Below are 18,543 nucleotides of genomic sequence, written 5' to 3'. Positions count from 1 at the left end.
CAAATTGATTCATGATGAAGACTACGTATATTAAATCAATCGTACTGATGGTGTCAGTATTTCTTGCTTCTTCCTGTAAAGATCTGACGGAAGTGAACAAGAACCCAAACGGTGTGGATCCGACCTCGGCTAATCCAAATCTTGTGCTTTCTACGGTGCTAACTGAAACCGGAAAGCAATTTGTCAGCCTGAATTATGACCAGATAATCGGTGGTGTCATGCAGCATACACAGAAAGACGGATGGAGCGGCGAGCATAACGATTACGACTGGGGACAGACCAATTCATGGAGCGGCTGGTATGCCATTCTTACCAATAACCAGTATGTTTATGACCGTGCTGTTGAATTAAATTACACGCTGCAACAAGGTGTCGCGCTGGTCATGAAATCAATGATTTTCGGTTTGATCACGGATCTTTGGGGAAATGCGCCTTACTCCGCTGCATTGAAAGCATCTGAGGGAGGTTCGGCCAATACCTTTCCGGCCTTCGACAGTCAGGAAGATATTTATACCGGAATATTGGCAGATCTGGACAAAGCGAATACGCTTTTGTCAAAAACCAAAGCAGAATATAACAGTACAATTGCAACTCCGGATGTATATTATGCCGGCGATCCGGCCAAATGGAGGAAACTTGCCAATTCTCTGGCGCTGAGATATTACATGCGCATTTCTGACAAAAAACCTGAAGTTGCCAAAGCAGGAATTGAGAAAATTGTGGGCAATGCAACACAATATCCAATCATGAATGTTGCAGGAGATGACGCTACCATGGGTTTTGCAGGAAACAGCAGTGCCGATTCCTGGCCAGCCAATACAAGAGACGATGCGAGCGAAAGTAATTACAGAAGAATAAAAATGTGTAATACTTTGGTAAAAGCGATGCTCGGCGTAAATGATCCGCGACTTGGAGTATGGGCCAATAAGGTGCAGATTCCACTCGTGGTTGATCCAGCCCTTGCTGCAAATACGGATGTTATTAAAAATGGAAAACGTTATTTATCACCGGATAAAGTGAAAGGCATTCCAATTGATACCAATCAGAATTATGTCGGTCTGCCTGTGTCACTTTTGTCGGGAGCAAGTTATAATATGAGTCCGACAGCTGCACAAGGTGCTGACAATCCGCATGTTTCCTGGCTGAATACGATGTACAAAGCACCAAAAGGTGATTTGTTAAAAGCAAGATTAATGTCAGCTGCCGAAGTTCATTTTATTCTGGCTGAGGCAGCGCAAAAGGGTTGGGCAGCAGGTGACGCAGAAACACATTACAAAGCGGCCATTCAGGCTTCGTTCACAGCTTGGGGACTGGCAAGTTCTTATGCAGCTTATGTCGCTCAGCCCAATGTGGCTTATAACAAAACCCAAAAACAGATCATCGAGCAAAAATGGATTGCAAGCTGGACGGCCGCAAGTGAAGCCTGGTTTGATTACAAGAGAACGGGTTATCCTGTACTTCAAACCGGTCCGCAGGGAAAAAGAACAGTACTTCCGGTTAGATTCTATTATATGCTTGACGAAAGAAATCTGAATAAGGCAAATGCTGATGACGCGATCAATAAGCTGGAATCAACTACTTATTCTGCGGCAGATGGCAAAAACAGTGCGTGGTCTAAACCGTGGGTAATTCAGGGTGCAGGCAAACCCTGGTAGAAATAATTACAAAGGAATAGTACGATATGGTTTTAATCTGAGTATATCCTTTGGCGAATAGAATTGAGGGCAGTGGCGGACTGCCCTCATTAGTGTTTCAATAAAAATAATTCAATAAACAAAACCTCTGCACAATGAAAAAGAATAGATTTGAACTAGCCGTGAAAATACTTTTTATCCAATTGATTTTTAGCTGCGCTGTATTTGCACAAAAACCGGTCACACCCGAAACTGCGTTGCAAAGTTATCTTGACAATGGTGATAAATCGTTAAAATGGGAATTGAAAGATACTTATACACAGAACGATGTTACTTTTTACAGCATACTTTTAACGTCTCAAAAGTGGCGTGAATTTACCTGGACGCATCAAATGACGGTCATGGTGCCAAAGAACAATAAATTTGACGGCGCATTATTATTTATTACCGGTGGATCAAACAAAGACGACCTTCCAAATTGGAGTAATAAAAAGGATGATGATCTGCTGGTATCACTGGGTGGTGTTGCAAAAGCAAATAATGCAATTGTAACTTTATTAAAACAAACACCAAACCAGCCGTTTTTCGGAGATCTGACGGAGGATGCGTTGATTTCTTACACGCTGCACAATTTCAAAAAGGATAAGGATTATAGCTGGCCTTTACTTTTTCCAATGGTGAAAAGTGCCGTGCGTGCAATGGATGTAATTCAGGAATTTTCAAAACAAAAGCTGAATCATGAGGTGAACCGGTTTGTGGTTTCGGGAGCGTCTAAACGTGGCTGGACAACCTGGCTTACCGGCGCAAATGATAAACGCGTTGCAGCCATTGCGCCAATGGTTATTGACATTTTAAATATGCCTGTGAGCCTTGATTATCAGATCAAGTCCTGGGGAGATTATAGCATCCAGATTGAGGATTATGTAAAACTTGGTATTCCGCAAAACAGTAAAACACCGGATGGAGCAGCCATCACAACCATGATCGATCCGTATTCCTATCGTGCCAAACTGACCATGCCGAAACTGATCATCATGGGCACAAATGATGAATATTGGGTGGTGGATAATATCAAAAATTATCTGAAAGATATTCCTGGAAATAACATGCTGCACTATGTACCGAATGTCGGTCACAATCTTGGTGGCGGAAAACAAGCCATGGAAGCTTTAAGCGCATTTTTTGGAAATACGATGACAAGAAGCCCATATCCGGTTTGTGAATGGAAAGAAACTGCGGATAAAAAAGGGGTGAACCTTGCTGTAAAAGCCTCGGCCGATCCGTTGGTTGATGTAATTCTGTGGTCAGCAGATTCAAAAGACCAGGATATCCGGGATGATAAATGGACGAGTAAAAGTCTGGGTATCAAAAATAAATCGAAAATTAATGTGAATCAGGCATTTCCCGCAAGTGGCTTCCGTGCCTTTTATGTTGATTTAAAATATAAGGATTCTCACGGCGGTACCTACACAGAAAGCACGCGGGTTTTCCTCACAAATGACAAAGCAGTGTTGTAAATTTTGCAAGTGATATTGGAGTAACAGCATCGCTTAACCGTTGCTGTTACTTTTTTGATAATAAAACTAAACCTGGGTTTCGTTATGAAATTTCCTCCTGTTCTTAAAAATCTTCTTTTTCTTACTTTCTCTTTTTTGTCATGCAAAAATGAAAAAGTTAATAATTCAGGTTCCGTAAAAATGGTGATGGATGAAGTTGTTACCAGACTTTACAAAAATCTGAAACCCGCCCAGCTGGACACGATTTCGGAAAAATACATCATGACTTTTCTGACAAAGGACGAGCTTCATACGCTTGCAACAAAGTTCTGGAATTTTGAAGTAAACGTTCCGGTAACCGTTTCATTGATGAGAGATTCTGCTCAGAAAGTCATTCCGTTCTGGATTGAGGAAAGTGGATTTAAGAAAACAGGAATGATTGTGAAAAATGAGAATTATACATACGAAGTCTGGCAGAAAAACTTTGATCCTGGAAAAATTGAATTGGGCATTAATGGTTTTGATAAAAACCGACCAGTCTATTTTATAAGTGTAGGTCCGCAGAAAAAGGATGACGAATTAAAGATTACCAATGTAATACCTTCAGAGTTTCCGTTGATGACCATGAAAAAAGGAGCCTTTACTTATCATGACTGGGATGGGTTAATTTTAACCGAAGTGCCTGAGTCTTTGGTGGGTCAACAACTTTTTACAACCGTTCGCGGAAGAGCGAGGGAAGCGCATCTTGTAGGAGCATTCAGGAAAACGTTATTTCCATCTTCTACAAATCCTGACCAGATTATGCTGACATGGAGTGATGACCCTAAAACATCTGTGAATATTCAATGGAGAACCAATATGGAAGTCAAAAATGGAGCCGTAAAATATTGGAAAAATAACTCAGCTGACACTTTAATCTCTACCGCGTCCGAATTCAAAATGGAGGACAGATTGCTGCAAAATGACCGTTATGTGAACCGTTTTACAGCGAAACTCAGAGGCTTGAAACCGGGAACAGAATATCAATACATCGTCGGTTCAAAAACTGAAAAATGGTCGGTTCCGGCAAATTTTAATACTGAAACTGCGACAAATGATGGCTTTTCATTTATCTGGTTTGGCGATACGCACAAGTCGCCCATCTGGGGAGATATGGCTCAGAAGGCTTTAAAAGCTCATCCGGAAATTTCCTTTTTTGATATCGCAGGAGATCTTGTCAGCACAGGTTTGAATCGTGATGAATGGGACGAATTATGGCAGTATTCAGGAGGCGTTTTTCAAAGCAAACCGTTAATGCCCGTTCCTGGTAATCACGATAGCCAGGATGGATTAGGCGCTGGTATGTATCAGGAAATGTTCAGCTTACCTGAAAACGGTCCGAAAGGTTTGCCAAAAGAAATGACTTATGCCTTTAATTATCAGGATGCTTTGTTTTTGATGATCGATGCCACGCTTTCTGTGCCGGATCAAAGTGCCTGGGTTGAAGAAAAACTGAAATCTTCAAAATCGAAATGGAAGTTCGTTTTCTTCCATTTTCCACCATATAATTTTGTTGAACCCTATGACGAAATCCGAAAAGAGTGGGGGACATTATTTGATAAATATCATGTGGATATGGTCATGAACGGCCACATGCATTACTATCTCAGAACAAAACCGATGAATGACGGGAAGGAAATGAAAACCCCGGCAGAAGGAACCATTTACACCATGTCAATCAGTATTCCCGGCAAACAGGAAGAATGGCTGGCGGAAGATTACGCGGTTGTAAGGTATAAGGACGGACCGCTTTATCAGCATATTTCAATGAAGGGAAATACGCTGATTTACAAATGTTTTGATCCGGCCGGAAATGTTAAAGATGAATTTAAGATTGTGAAATAGATATGTTTTCCGGACTATTTTATTCCATATCGCTGATAGTCTGAAAAATGAATTACAATTTTCTTATTGTTGCTGAAATACGGGTAGTAAAGTTGATACTGACCGTTTTCGGACGAAAACTTTATGTCTTTGCTGCCTTCGTCAAAAACCTTGTAAAGATATTCCCGTTCGTCTTTGGTCGTCGCCTGAATGTAGGTCATTCTGGATGGGGGCAATGTATCATTGACCATTTGGAAAGTTCTAAAACCTAATAAAACTCTTGAATTATCAACTGAATCGGGAACGATGACCGTTATAACTGGAAAATTTTTGTCGGTTTTTGATAACAGATCCAGTATGTGCCCGGTTTCAGTAATCCATTTTTTATCAAATGAATAGTTAACCAAAATATCAGCTTTTTTTGAGTTATCGTTAATAATCGACTGTGCAGATTGTATCAAGAGCTTTTCCTTATTTTCAGAAGTTAAATAATCCCCCAGAAACAATAGTCCCAGAACGATTGGAAAGCTGAGTATTAAAATCCAGCGAAGTTTTTGTGATACTGTGCTTGCAGGATTGACATCATCAAGATTATGTTTTTCGGCAATTCTTGTAAGGTTGAACATTACGTTGGTGATCAACGCTCCAAACATTAAAGCCAGAATCCCGACAATACTGGTGAAGAATGTTTCAGTTATTTTCTCCCGAAAGAGTTTTAGTCCAAAAACCTGATAAGAAATAAAAATAAAGACCCAGTAAATCAGAAGTGTAATAGCAATGGTACCAATGATATTACTAAGTCTAACCAGTTTTTTAGGATTCATAATGTGCTGATTTATGGCTAAATAGAAAGCGCAGATATGTAAGTGTTAATAAATAAAAGGAATAATCCCCTTTGTGTTTTTCTTATAATCAAGATACTCATCCCCAAACTGGCCGATCAATATTTTCTCTTCAATTTTGATACGGAAAATAAAAACCGCCATTACGGCTATCACAATTAAAATCAATCCTGGCCAGCTGTTAATGGAAAGCCCGAAGCCGATAAAAGAAAGAAGAGAAGCGAAGTAGGACGGATGACGGAGATATTTATAAACTCCGTCTTTTTTTAATTTATGATCTTCCCGGATGGTTACGTCTACTGTAAAAAACTTGCCCAGCGATAAAACAGCCGCGATTCTCAAAACAATTCCCAGGAGAATAATTCCTAAACCGATATAACGAATCATTTGATCAGGATAGATAGGGAAATAGTAATTAATGGAAATATAAACAGCCAGAAAGATCGCTGCAATCACAGTAACCCAAATAATGAGCAATGAATTTTTATCCGCATTTTGTTTGTCTGTACTTTTTGAACGTAGTAGCCGGTTCAATAATGTTTCAGACAAAAACCATATAAGGTAAATTACAGTAAAAACCGGGCTCATATAAATCAGGTCGGGTAAGTATTGGGAGCTTGCTTTTGATACCTAATTTATGGTAAAGAATTGAGATTGGAGTTAATGTTTTACTAAAAATTATTCAATGATTATTAATTCATCAATCCTTTCAAAATGTTTTTTGTTTAAAGTTGCAAAGGGCAGATTATTGCGGATAGCAGTGGCTGCGATGAATAAATCCGCAATGTCGATCTGCTTTCTCTTCTGTTTGAGAGTTTGATTAATTTCCACAGCCGTTTTTACTACGGCCTGATCAAATGGCAAAACTTGAATTTTTTGTAACAAGTTATTCCAATAATCGAGCTGATTTGTAGTAGCGCCAGAATAAATCTCATATTCAGTTATTGCAGAAATCTTAAATGAATATCCTTGCCTTAATAATGCAAGAAGTTTTGAATTGTTTTTATCCGTTTTTCGAAAAAGGTCAATTAAAATGGACGTGTCAACAAGAACTATTTTTTCCGCCATTGATTAATAGCTTTTCTTGTTTTTTCAATACGATTCAGCTGACCTTCGTCAAAGGTAGGAGCGGATAGTATTAAAGATTCCAGGTCAGAAGAATCTTTAAAATTAATATTGTCCTTTTCTACTTCTTCTTTCAACTTCGTCCATTGATTTTCAGGAAGCCTTTTGGCTATTTTTACCAGTTGTTCGAAGCCTATATCTACCTGTATTTGCATAAAGTAAAGTTAGAAAGTTTTTATCCAACAACAAATTTTTTAGTGATTGGAAACCGAAGGTAATGTATTAGCACTTAACCATTTCTCAACAGTCATCTCAAATCGTATTTGGCTTGTTCCGTATTTTCCGGTTTCAGTCCAGCCACATTTCCGGTAAAATTGATCAGCCCTCGTTCCGGGCGATGTACTGAGCCAGACAGGGTCTGTTTTTTTAGAAAAATACCAGTCGAGCATGGTTTTGTGAAGCTGTCTCCCGATGCCTTGCTTTTCAAACTCGGGTATCAAAAAAAGGGCCCAGATATTGTTATCCTGTAAATCAGCAATGGCAAACCCGACGATTTGATTATCAATTTCACGAACCCAACCTTTGCCTCTTACCGTTAAATATTCCACGCAATCCTGATCTGTAACAAGGCTGGCATCAGACAAAACATTTTCTTTCACAGCAAGCCTGACGATCTGGATCTGGGGAATGTCAGCCGTTTTTGCTTCTCTGAAAATCATTGTTTACTTGTTAATTGATAAGGGACAGTTTCATCATCACATCCGTTTGTATGTCCGAGCCAAGTACAAAACTGTGTTTATCAAACGCTACAAATCCATTTTTTTCATAAAACTTAATAGCCTTCTCATTTTTCTCCCAAACGCCAAGCCATATGTATTTCAAGCCATGATTTCTGGCAATTTTCAGTGCTTCTGTAAACAGAAATTGTCCGGCTTTTTGGCCCTGAAATTCTTTCAAAACGTAAATTCTTTCTATTTCCAGCGCTTCACTATCCTTTAATTCCGTTTGTGCATTTCCGAAATTGAGTTTGAGATAACCAATTGGTGAATTGTTCAGTTTTGCAAAATAAAAAGCTGAGCCGGGATTGGCAATTTCTTCAAGAAGTTTCATATCCGTAAAACCGGTTTGCAGGTAATGCTGTATATCTTCTTCACTATTGAACGGAGCAAAAGTTTCCAGAAAAGTTTGTTTGCCCAGTTTTTGTAATTCTTCCAGATCGGAAGGGGTAATCTTAACCAACTCAATTTTGATAATTTCCATTGTTATCTGATATTTCATTATGTTTCCAATCAGGAATGTACATAATCGAAATATTTGTTCAAATAATCAAGCTTAGGGTATTGAAAGTTTCATTCAAACCGGTTATGTGCGCCAATTAATTCTCCATGGGAACTGATTGCAACTACTACGATCACGGCAAGAAAGGCTAAAATAAAAATTAAATTGATTGCCCAGCGTGTGAAATTCAGTCCTCTGTTGGTAAAGCCAGGCTGAAATTTTCTGATGAAAAATCCGATTACCAGTATATTGATAATGTATAGATATTGCTCAATTCTGTACAGGCTCATGAACGCGCAGGTAATCAGAATGCTGTAAATGGTATATAATCCGAGATGTGCAAGAAAAAAACGGATGGCATCCTGATGATCAATTGCAATTGAGTTTTCATTGTTGTTGAAATAAAAATGATAAAACCAGTAGCCGGAAGTCAGTAATATCAATAGCAACGCTATCCATTGAACGAATTGGGTAATTCCTGCGGCATCTGCTACTGGATCAAAACTTTGAATTGTTTCCACAAGCCGTTTAGTTTCAAAAGATTGGTCCCAGACGAAAAATGGAATTATTAGTGTTAAAATTAAAAGTGGAGCAATGAGTTTATTCCGGTTGGTTTTCATTTCTGAAACCGGCCATTCAGAAGTGAAGGTGCCGTAAGCCATACCCAGTCCTCCAAAGAAACCGATTGAATATTCCATCACATTCCAGAAGTTGAATTTGATCTTTGAAACATGACCCATAACCTGTAAAAAGTTTCCAAAAGCAAATCCAAAACCAGCTCCAAATCCTGCAAAAACAGCAACCCGAATGGCAGCATATTGTTTCTGACGAATCATATACCAAAACATGGCAATGGCCATTCCCAGGCAAGTTGCCCAGTACTCGCCGCGTGGAGGTGTCATGAGCCATCCAAATTCTTCGATTAGCAGATAGTAAAAAATGATTCCGCCGATCGTCATCTCAACGATAAGGTTATACCATTTCACGGGCTTTTCCTTGCTGTCGCCAAGCGCAATGCCGAACAGGCCACCTCCCAGTAAACCAAATAACCCGCCAATAATAAAAAGCATGACCAGACCATAATAGGCATTGCCAAATTCTGTACTTCTTCCATATCCGACCACCAGTCCGTAACTTGCTATTCCGCCAATGCCCCAGCCAGCCGCAGATGCGAGTGTCAGCTGAAAGATCTTTGCATACCAATCTTGTCTTTTAGCCAGCAGGACTATACTCAAAGCACCAAAACTTCCTGCCCAGGCCGCACCTTGCTCATGTCCAAACTGGCCGCGAATAGCCCAGGCAGTGGCTAAGGAAATGGCAGCAATAACGATGGCTGGAAAGAGCTTTTGACTTTTCACGAGTAAAATGACGGTTTTAGTATTATAGAAATATTACTGTACAATGTTAAAAACAGGCTATATTTTGATTGCTGATTTGGGGTGGATAGTCTTAAATCCATTTTTCCAAGTATGTGATAGAGAGCTATAATTTTGAATTAAAACCAAGTCGGGAATGAGCCAGCTATTAGCAATTGATGGGGGAGAAAAATCTGTTAAACGTAACTTTCCCTGGCCAATTTTTGACGAACAGGAAGTTCAGGCTGTATCAGAAATTATAGCCAGTGGAAAGTGGGGGAATCCGGATTGTGGCGACGAGGTTGAAAAATTTGAGAAGGAATTTGCTGCTTTTTCCGGAAGCAAGTATGCTGTGAGCTGTGTGAACGGCTCCGTGTCGCTTCGGCTGGCTTTAATTGCATGTGGCGTTAAACCGGGCGATGAAGTGATCGTGCCACCCTATACGTTTATTGCAACAGCATCAACTGTGATTGAATGTAACTGCGTTCCGGTTTTTGTAGATATCCATCCTGACACGTATAATCTTGATCATACCAAAATTGAAGCGGCAATAACTTCACGCACCAGGGCAATAATTCCTGTCCACTTTGGCGGATTGGCCTGCGATATGGATGCGATTTTGGACATAGCTAAAAGACATAATTTACGTGTAATTGAGGATGCTGCCCATGCACACGGAGCAGAATACAAAGGAAAAAAACTTGGCTCCATTGGCGATGCGGGAAGTTTCAGTTTTCAATCATCCAAAAACCTGACGGCTGGTGAAGGAGGAATTGTGGTCACAGATGATGATGATTTATATGCGATGGTGAATTCTTTAAGAAATGTTGGGCGTGTCGAAGGCGGACAGTGGTATGATCATTACAATCCTGGATGTAATTACCGGATCACGCAAATGCAAGCCGTTTTACTTTCTCATCAGTTAAAAAGATTACAAACTCAAACAGAAAAAAGGAATGAAAACGGGCTGTATCTGAATCAATTACTAAAAAATATTGAAGGAATATTACCCTTGACGAGAAGTGATGAAATCACGATGCACTGTTATCATATTTACATATTCAAATATGATGCATCAAAATTTGGCAACACTCCCAAAGACAAATTTGTAGAAATGCTTGCTGCCGAGGGCGTCCCCTGTTTCAAAGGTTATCTACATCCATTATACAAACAACCGCTTTTTCAGAATAAGAATTTTATGTGTTATGCGATTCCTGAAACCGTTGATTACCGTGCAGTAATCTGTCCGGTTGCTGAGGCTGCATGTAATACGAATGCTGTCTGGATTTTACAGAATGGCATGTTAGGTGAGAGGGAAGATATGGATGGTTTTTTGAATGCGGTTTTGAAGATTCAGAGGGCTGTGGCGGAATAAGTTTTATAAATTAAGTATACCAAATTGGATATCAAAAGGTGAACTTAAATTTATGAATTCGAATTTAGGATCTGATTCTTTTCTAAGAAGATTATAAATTTTAAAACTTTCGGTATCCGATGAAAGATAGTATTGCACACTTTTTTCAGTATCTGCTTGTGCAAAAAGTTTTGTGTCATTCGGGATAATACTTCTTTGATTTAAATCAAGCCTATTCTTATTTTCAAAAATTGTCTTCGAGAATTCACCTGTTCGTAAGGCATGATCCAGATTGAAAGGAACAATTTGTAAATTTCGTAGTGGAAGATCAATAATTTTCCCACGGACGCAGTATTCAGCAATTGCTATCGTACTTATCAAAAGGGGAAAACCATTTTCCGTAAAATATTTGAAATATCCTCCGGCATTTCTATGCAGAGGATCGTTTTTATCCAAAAGACGAATGAAAAAACTGGTATCACAAAAAACACTTTCCCTAATCTTCATAGCTACCTCTGATTTCTCTTAACCAGGAATCTTTGTCAGAAACCTGTGCCCAATTATTTGACGCTTTATCGATAAGATTATTCAGATATTGTTCATCGTATCTGGGATGATAATCTACCATTTCAACAAATTTTAGGCTGGAAGTATCGATTTCTCCTGTTTCCGAATGCTGTTTTCCCGTCGCTCTCACGCCAAAACTTTTATAAAGAAGATTGTCGTCATAATTTTCTAAAAAACTTATCGGAGTTTGTATTCGGATCGTACCTAAATCCTCCGTTGAGACATGAATATTTGCTTTTTCTTTTCCTCCCGCATTGGTCACTTTCCCATAAAAATAAAACTCGGCATCTGCCCAAACTGCCTCAGTTCTATAATACTGAGTATTGCGATCTATTTTAACCGAATTAGATTTTTCAACCGATGTTTTAATGGTAAACGCATAGTCCCGCCTTGCAGCTATATTTTGTATATTTTCAAATGCCGTTGCTGTTGAAATGTCCAGAAAATCAATATTTTGGATATGATTAATCTGACCAACGACTGCATTAAAACCAATAATATACTGAATGGACGTCTTAAAAATGTGTTTTACAGATCCTTCTTCAATTTTATAGCTGATTATTGGCCTGTCTTTTTTTTCGCCAGGGTATAGTAAGTTCTCAACATTTTCGAGAATAGAAATAATCTCGCGAATGTCGTAATTATCTGGTGAGAGGTTAAGATTTCCCTTTGACCCTGTAATTCTTATTTCTATATATCCGATTTTGTCCACAAGTAAAGATAACAATTTGCTTTCATGATTTAACTATTGATTGATATCTGGTTAATCACCGCCCAACCTCAACCCTCACCCCATCACTATGCCCTGAAAATTCCGGCGCATACATACACTCAATATTTGTAATTCCATTGGCGAAATCTCCGTCGTGTGTCACAAAAAGCGGATACTCAAAAACATAGGTTCCTTTTTTTAAATGGTCAAAAAAGAAATCGGTGCTGGCGTCTTTTGTGCTTTGATAATAGCCTAATCCACCTTGCCATTTATATCCGCTTAACACATTGACAGGTTCAAAAGCGGCCGCCCGCAGATCTTTCATATGAACATATTCCATATCACGGTCGGCGCGAAGTTCTATTCGAACATTTATTTTATCTCCAACATGCAGTTTGTCGCCTTCCTTTATTAAAGTAAGTACCGGGCCTTTATACGTGTTTTTTTCTATGAAAAGCTTTTTGGATAATTTCAATGAAGTTTCAGAGAAAGATACTTTATCAATATTTTCAAAATACTGCCAGTAAACCGCACCCCAGCCGGGAAGATCAGATGATGAATTTGTGTTTACCTCCACTTTTACATTACCCATTTCAGGCTTTACTTTTACTCCTTCAATAATCGTTTTAAAATATCCTGTTCCGGCTTCCTGTTTCTGCTCAGATGATTTTAAAGTCATATCTCCCAAACGCATCGTAACCACAAACTCCTGGCTCAGAATATCGGATCCTTGCATCAGCAGTGCGTAACAGGCTTCGGCAGTTGCTTTGGTACTTTCCCAATTGTTGGTTTGTTTATTTTTTAACAACCAGGTTTTCAGGTTATTTACAGTTTCAGTATCGCTGGTTATTTCCTGGAAGGCCTCAATTAGTAATGCCTGTCTTTCGATGGGTGCTTCGTACCACCACCAGCCAGGCTGATTATTTTTCCAATACATTCCTATTTCTTCATTCGTGATCGCAGTTTCTTTCAATGATTTTAAAATGGCTTTCGGAATTTCTTTTTCGTTTGTTCTGTAAAGTGCCAGAGCTGTCAGTCCCTGGATATATTTTGATTGTGTCATCCAGGAAAGTTTTGCCTGTTCACGGAAATAATTCCAGGCTTTCTGAGATGTTTTTGGTATTTCAATTTCAGGAAAAAAGCTGCGCATATACAAGTACTGGATGGTGCTTGCACTAGCTGAAACTTTGTTTAAATCAGTTTTTTCTTTGACTAAAAGATCGTAATCCTCTTTCATTTTTTGGTCGAGAAACCGGATGCTTTTTTGTATCACGATATCCAGTTTTGCATCCTTATTTTTCTCATTTCTATTTATTTTTCTCAAATGACCTATCCCGGATAAAATATACTGCGTCATATACCGGTCATCCGGTCCGCCTTTAAACCAGCTGAACGCGCCATTGGTATTTTGCATTTGTTCAAGTTTTGCAAAATTGGAATTCAGCTCGTTGCTGATCTTGTTCAGGTCAAATAACAAAGCAATATTTTTCTTTTGCCGGCTTTCTGTTTTCGCAGCCAATACCCAGGGCGTTTCTTCTAATAAAATGGATTTCAATTCCTGGTTTTTTTGCAAATTACTGAGTAAGGCGGTTGTGTCAGCGTTTCGCCAGGGTTCAAAAACTTTGGAAATGCGTGGCGATGAACTGATAATATTTGCTGCCAGGGCGTTGGCATAATACCTGTTCCAAATCTGTTCGGCACAATCAAAACGACTTTCCGCCAGATAAGGTACGGCCTGAACAGCATACCAGGCAGGATTGGTTGTAAATTCAGAGATTAGAGATTGGTTCGTAATTGTCCTGGAATTTCCTGAATTGATCAGTTTTTCAAATTTAAAATCCTTCATTCCATTTCCCCGGATAGATAATGGAAGTGTTTCCGTAACCAAAATCCTGTTACCAAGCACTGGCAAAAAGTGTTCTTCACCATCCGAATAAGAACCGGATTTTGCTGTAATCCGCCAGGTTAATGTTTTGGTGAAATTTTCAGGTACTTCAATCGGGAATTGCACTGTCTTACTTTCTTTGCCTTTTAAACGAAATGATTGTGTGAACAAAGTATTCTTGAAAACATCGTCTAATAATGTGTTCGTTTCAGTATCAAACAATTGAAAAATAACCGTTCCGTTGAGTTCCTTATCTGTGAGATTTACAACTTTTGAACTAAATGAAATTTTATCGCCTTCGCGCAAAAAACGTGGTGCATTTGATTGGACCATCAGCTCCTTCTGAGTAACGATTTCTTTCGAGCTGTATCCCAAAGCTAGTGCTTTTGTATGAGCCAGTGCCTGAAATTTCCAGCGGGTTAAAGCGTCAGGCATTGTGAATGAAAATTCAATTTCACTTTTATCGTTGGTCAGTAAATCCGGAAAGAAGAAGGCGGTTTCGTTGAAATTTTTACGGGTATAATTAATTCCATCTTTCTTAATAACCGCTTTATCACGTATTGGTTCTTTTTCTGATTTACCTTCGTCTTGTTTTGGCATACCACGCTCGTATGCCAGACCTGCGATATTCAGCTTTGGTTTAACTATTTCCACGGAAGCGTATTCCATTAAACTTACATCTTCCAACACCTCCATCCGCACAGGTTTTCTAAGAGTGCTTCCTCCTTTATAAAAATGTTCCCAACTAAAAGCATCGTATATTTTGTCCAAAACTTTGTTATTCATAAAATAATCAAATGACTTTATGCGGGCTTCTCCCCGCGAGAAATTTTCAGAAGCATTCCATTCTTCCTGATCATAAATCAACTGCCATAACTCTGGCTTAGTCCATTGATGAGGATAAAAATTATCTAATGAAGCGTCATACATAGATGCGACCATTTCTGATGCAACTTTTTCTTTTTTATTGCCCGTGATTTTGACTTTCCATTTTTCCTTACTTCCCGGTAACGTTTTGTCCCGGAATGTGAGAAACTCAATTTGGAGGTCTTTATTAGTCCAGGGTATCTCAACAACTTCATTGTGTGTAAAGATCCTATTATGTTTTACAAATAAATAATCAACGCTATATCCCCCGCGATCAGCTTCTGTCGCCTGGAATTCAAATGTTTTCTTTTCGTTATTTATGGAAAAAAGGGAAAATGGTTTTGCGTCTTTTTCTTTCCGGGTTGAGCTGCTAATTACAAAAACCTGGCTGGCCGATGAACCGATTTTAAAAAATGTCTTTTCTCCGGGTTCAATAGGTAAACTTTCTTTGGTTACGAGATATTCCGGTCGGTTAGTTTTCTCACTTCCTGGATCGGTCAATTCAATATATTTTATGTCTTTTATTTCTTCACCCGACTTGATTGCGGTGATTTCTACTTTGTAAAAACCGGCATTAAATTTGGTTTCGGAAATATCAAATCCTTTATTGAGGGTTAGTCTTTTTGTTTTCTCGAAAACGACATGTTGTTCAGGCCAACTCTCAAAATCTAACTCATTATCATATTCATCATTAGGGAAAAGAGTAATAAATTCGGTTTTGGACATCACAAAAAGATCCGGCCGATTCCATAATCGTTCTCGAATAAGTCTGTTTTCCGGAGTAAGACGTATGATTTTTACTTTTACATCGGATTCCGTAAGTTTTCCATTCATATTCTCCGTTCGTATAGCAAGATTTTTGAAACTGTCCATCCGGATTATGTCGGCAATCTCCGTTTTTAGGATAACGGCGTGATAGCCCATTGAAACCGTTGTTTCTTCACTTCTGGTTTCACCGGTGATATCGGTAACTTCCGTATGGATGGTGTAATGAAAAATTGGTTCCGTATTTTTATTAACTTTTGAATCAGGAATTGCCTGAAAGACAATATGGAATTTTCCGGATTGTTCCGTGCTAATTTCGCCGTGTGCGATTTCAACGGGCATAATTGGAAAGAATGCGCGTGTATTTAATCTCGTATTTCTTACTACATGATACGAAACTTTCGCCCCTTCAATAGCATTCCCAGCATAAGCAATCGCCGTTCCAGTAATCCTAATAGAATCTTTTAATTTGTATGTAGTTTGTAGTGAATCATAAGATACTGAAAATCGCGGCCTTTTGTATTCCTCCACATGAAATGTAATACTGCTGATTTCGTTAATATAAAGCGTAAACTCTCCGTTTAAAGCATTTTTAGGCAATTGAAATTTACCAGAAAAACTTCCATAGTCGTTCACGTGAGCTACATTTTTGTCAACTTTCTCTCCATTTGTGTTTTTTAATATAACCGGAATCTCAACATTGGTATCCAGTGAAGAAAGAGGAGATTCTCCTTTGGTGGCAATTCCTTTGTAGTAAACTATTTGTCCGGGTCTATAAATGCTGCGATCAGTGAAAAGATATGATTGTCTCAATATTGTAGTTTCTCTTTCCGGAGATATATAATAAGTAGTGTATGCATCGCTTTGCATAGAAAATTTATCCTTTTCATGCGTAATTTCAAACAATTCTTCCGTAGTAACTTTTGGATGCTTAATCTGTTTTCTTTTCACATATCCATTGTTATCTGTTACAAATATCTCACAGCTTAATTTTGTGTATCCTGAGACAGAGCGATCACTACGGGTTTGCCAAATATTGACTTTTGCTTTGGACAAAGGTTGGCCTGTATCACGATTTAGAACAAAAAGATCTTCTCCTCTTTGCACATAACTAATATTGGATACGTGTAGCAGGCTTGCCCCCACCAGGGCTTTGGGATTTTTAAAATTGGGGTTGTCAGAAGCAAGAATAAAATATTCTCCAATCGGCAGTGCATCGACTTTAATTTCAAGGTTGTACTCCTTATAATCCTTTGTGTCGGGTAGGGGTTGTTCCCATGAACGTATTGGTAAAGAACCAATAAACATATTGAGATTTTTCGAAGTTAGTCCGTCATTTATCCGGATCTTCATTTCCTCGGTCGCGCGGATTATCCGAAGATAGAGTCTGGTTATATTTTGATACTCTACCAACATTCGAAAAGGCTTACCAGGAATATTTACCGTTTCCGTCATAAATTGCAGACTTTTCTGTTTGATGGTTTGCAGTAAATTATAAGCATTAATTCCTCCCTCTGTTTCGGGATTTAGCTTGATGATCTTTTCACAAATTTCTACGGCTTTAACTTTTTCAAAGCGCTTCGTAGTGTCCTGATTTGCTTCATATTCGTTATCTTTTTCATAATGCCAAAAAGCAGTCAAATACCAGGCTTGTGCCGCGGCGGGCATATTTTTGTATTGATCCGCCACGTGATTAACCGACATGAAATACAATTCGTCACTATCCGGATGTACGGATTTTTGCTTAACGAATACCAAACGCTGTAAATCTACGTCGATCAGTGCGTCAGCGGTTTTGTCATTAATATGGAAGGCAATTAACTTTTGATACAATTTTAAGGCGTAAAATTCCAGCGAAGTGGTATCCCTTGTTTCAAATTTCCGATGAATAAAATCCGCTGCCGGATCATAGGCGGAAGCACTGTTTATCTCAAAAGAATAAGCCGGCTTTTTAATATCTCTTTCGTCTGTTGAAAAATATACCAAAGCTTCCTGAGCCAATAAATCGTATAAGGTCGGTCGTAATTTGCGGACGTTTCCTTTTACCAGAATTGCATCATAACTGTCCAGGGAAGTTTGTTTTAATAATTTTTCCTGACTTATGGAACGCAGATATAAGGTTGAAATTTTGTCATGAAAGTCTTCGGTTGTCCAGGTACTGATATCTTCTTTTTTGAATTCTTTGGTTGTCTTTCGGTCGTAAAGCTGCCAGCGTATTTGCTGATAATAAAGAAAATATTTTTTTGCAAGCAAACTCGTCAAAATTGATTTTGCCGGTTCTTTATTGGTATTGATTTCTTTTTCAAGTTCCTGAATTGAAATAACTTCTACGTCTTCACGATTCTCACTTTGTAAATCAATCATGTAAACGACTGCCTTGATAACCTGGGCATCCTGTTTTTCTTTTTTTGCAAGCTGATATATTTTTTTCACTTCTGTCAAAGCGGACTGCGACAATCCCTTTTCAGCATATTTCGTCACATTTTTCCATTTCGATTCGTACATTTTATTCAGATTTTGACTTCTAACAGTTTTATTGAAAAAACATAAAAGAATGATAAAACTGAACAGGAGAGGGGAGGCTGATAATTTCATAATTTGTGTGATGAATTAGGTAATTTTCTTTTCAACGCTTCAATTAAAATTCGGCTATACGGTGAAATGTAATGAAAAGTAAAGTCAGTTTTAACAGTATTTATTCGAACAAAATCTTTTTTAATAAATAACGGTCACATAGATTAATCCGTTATAAAGTAAAAAAGTAAGCCTTTGCCCCTTTGTACAATATGAAGTATCTTTATTTGAATGATTTGAAGAAATATAATTTTAGTATATACAAATTGAACAGAATTTAGTTTTA

At 38.5% G+C, this 18,543-nt stretch carries 14 protein-coding genes; 4 read left to right on the top strand and 10 right to left on the bottom strand.

Annotated elements, in window-relative coordinates; all coding sequences use genetic code 11:
* Positions 1 to 14 precede the first annotated feature (14 nt).
* The 3 genes from LXL81_RS21860 (at position 15) to LXL81_RS21850 (ending at position 5,014) form a co-directional block, all read left to right on the top strand.
* Positions 15 to 1,655 (top strand): SusD/RagB family nutrient-binding outer membrane lipoprotein, encoded by a 1,641-nt coding sequence (locus LXL81_RS21860; RefSeq protein WP_234648996.1) that lies wholly within the window; start codon positions 15 to 17, stop codon positions 1,653 to 1,655.
* A gap of 134 nt (positions 1,656 to 1,789) precedes the next feature.
* Positions 1,790 to 3,151, top strand: coding sequence for a PhoPQ-activated pathogenicity-related family protein (locus LXL81_RS21855; protein ID WP_234648890.1), 1,362 nt, complete (start codon positions 1,790 to 1,792; stop codon positions 3,149 to 3,151).
* Between the two features lie 84 nt (positions 3,152 to 3,235).
* Complete coding sequence (locus LXL81_RS21850) at positions 3,236 to 5,014, top strand: metallophosphoesterase family protein (protein WP_234648889.1); 1,779 nt, start codon at positions 3,236 to 3,238, stop codon at positions 5,012 to 5,014.
* Positions 5,015 to 5,028: 14 nt separating this feature from the next.
* Here LXL81_RS21850 and LXL81_RS21845 read toward each other — a convergent pair whose 3' ends face one another.
* From LXL81_RS21845 to LXL81_RS21815, 7 genes are all read right to left on the bottom strand, one after another.
* On the bottom strand, positions 5,029 to 5,817 hold the full coding sequence (locus LXL81_RS21845) for a hypothetical protein (RefSeq protein WP_234648888.1): 789 nt from the start codon (positions 5,815 to 5,817) through the stop codon (positions 5,029 to 5,031).
* A gap of 45 nt (positions 5,818 to 5,862) precedes the next feature.
* Positions 5,863 to 6,384 carry an isoprenylcysteine carboxylmethyltransferase family protein gene (locus LXL81_RS21840; protein WP_234648887.1) on the bottom strand — a complete coding sequence of 174 codons (522 nt, stop codon included), beginning with the start codon at positions 6,382 to 6,384 and terminating at the stop codon, positions 5,863 to 5,865.
* 129 nt (positions 6,385 to 6,513) lie between these two features.
* Entirely contained in the window at positions 6,514 to 6,903 is a 390-nt protein-coding gene (locus LXL81_RS21835) for a type II toxin-antitoxin system VapC family toxin (protein ID WP_234648886.1), read from the bottom strand.
* A complete protein-coding gene (locus tag LXL81_RS21830) occupies positions 6,888 to 7,115 on the bottom strand; it encodes a hypothetical protein (RefSeq protein WP_234648885.1) in 228 nt (75 codons plus the stop codon). Before LXL81_RS21830 ends, LXL81_RS21835 begins: the two co-directional genes overlap by 16 nt.
* A gap of 39 nt (positions 7,116 to 7,154) precedes the next feature.
* Complete coding sequence (locus LXL81_RS21825) at positions 7,155 to 7,619, bottom strand: GNAT family N-acetyltransferase (RefSeq protein ID WP_234648884.1); 465 nt, start codon at positions 7,617 to 7,619, stop codon at positions 7,155 to 7,157.
* A gap of 10 nt (positions 7,620 to 7,629) precedes the next feature.
* Positions 7,630 to 8,160 (bottom strand): GNAT family N-acetyltransferase, encoded by a 531-nt coding sequence (locus LXL81_RS21820; RefSeq protein ID WP_234648883.1) that lies wholly within the window; start codon positions 8,158 to 8,160, stop codon positions 7,630 to 7,632.
* Between the two features lie 89 nt (positions 8,161 to 8,249).
* Positions 8,250 to 9,536, bottom strand: a complete 1,287-nt coding sequence (locus LXL81_RS21815; RefSeq protein WP_234648882.1) for a hypothetical protein — start codon at positions 9,534 to 9,536, stop codon at positions 8,250 to 8,252.
* Between the two features lie 154 nt (positions 9,537 to 9,690).
* Here LXL81_RS21815 and LXL81_RS21810 point away from each other — a divergent pair, with 154 nt between their 5' ends.
* Positions 9,691 to 10,908: a DegT/DnrJ/EryC1/StrS aminotransferase family protein gene (locus LXL81_RS21810; protein ID WP_234648881.1), complete on the top strand. Its 1,218-nt coding sequence runs from the start codon at positions 9,691 to 9,693 to the stop codon at positions 10,906 to 10,908.
* A 3-nt stretch (positions 10,909 to 10,911) separates the two neighbouring features.
* Here LXL81_RS21810 and LXL81_RS21805 read toward each other — a convergent pair whose 3' ends face one another.
* From LXL81_RS21805 to LXL81_RS21795, 3 genes are read right to left on the bottom strand one after another with little or no spacing between them, the layout of a single operon-like run.
* Entirely contained in the window at positions 10,912 to 11,394 is a 483-nt protein-coding gene (locus LXL81_RS21805; protein WP_234648880.1) for a PIN domain-containing protein, read from the bottom strand.
* On the bottom strand, positions 11,384 to 12,181 hold the full coding sequence (locus tag LXL81_RS21800) for a hypothetical protein (RefSeq protein WP_234648879.1): 798 nt from the start codon (positions 12,179 to 12,181) through the stop codon (positions 11,384 to 11,386). Before LXL81_RS21800 ends, LXL81_RS21805 begins: the two co-directional genes overlap by 11 nt.
* Before the next feature lie 40 nt (positions 12,182 to 12,221).
* Positions 12,222 to 18,188 (bottom strand): alpha-2-macroglobulin, encoded by a 5,967-nt coding sequence (locus LXL81_RS21795; protein WP_234648878.1) that lies wholly within the window; start codon positions 18,186 to 18,188, stop codon positions 12,222 to 12,224.
* Positions 18,189 to 18,543 lie beyond the last annotated feature (355 nt).

Origin of the sequence: Dyadobacter sp. CY356 (assembly GCF_021440195.1) — a bacterium.
Classification (GTDB): Bacteria; Bacteroidota; Bacteroidia; order Cytophagales; family Spirosomataceae; genus Dyadobacter.
Note: the sequence above shows the minus strand (reverse complement) of the source record. Positions and strands in the feature narration are given on the sequence as shown.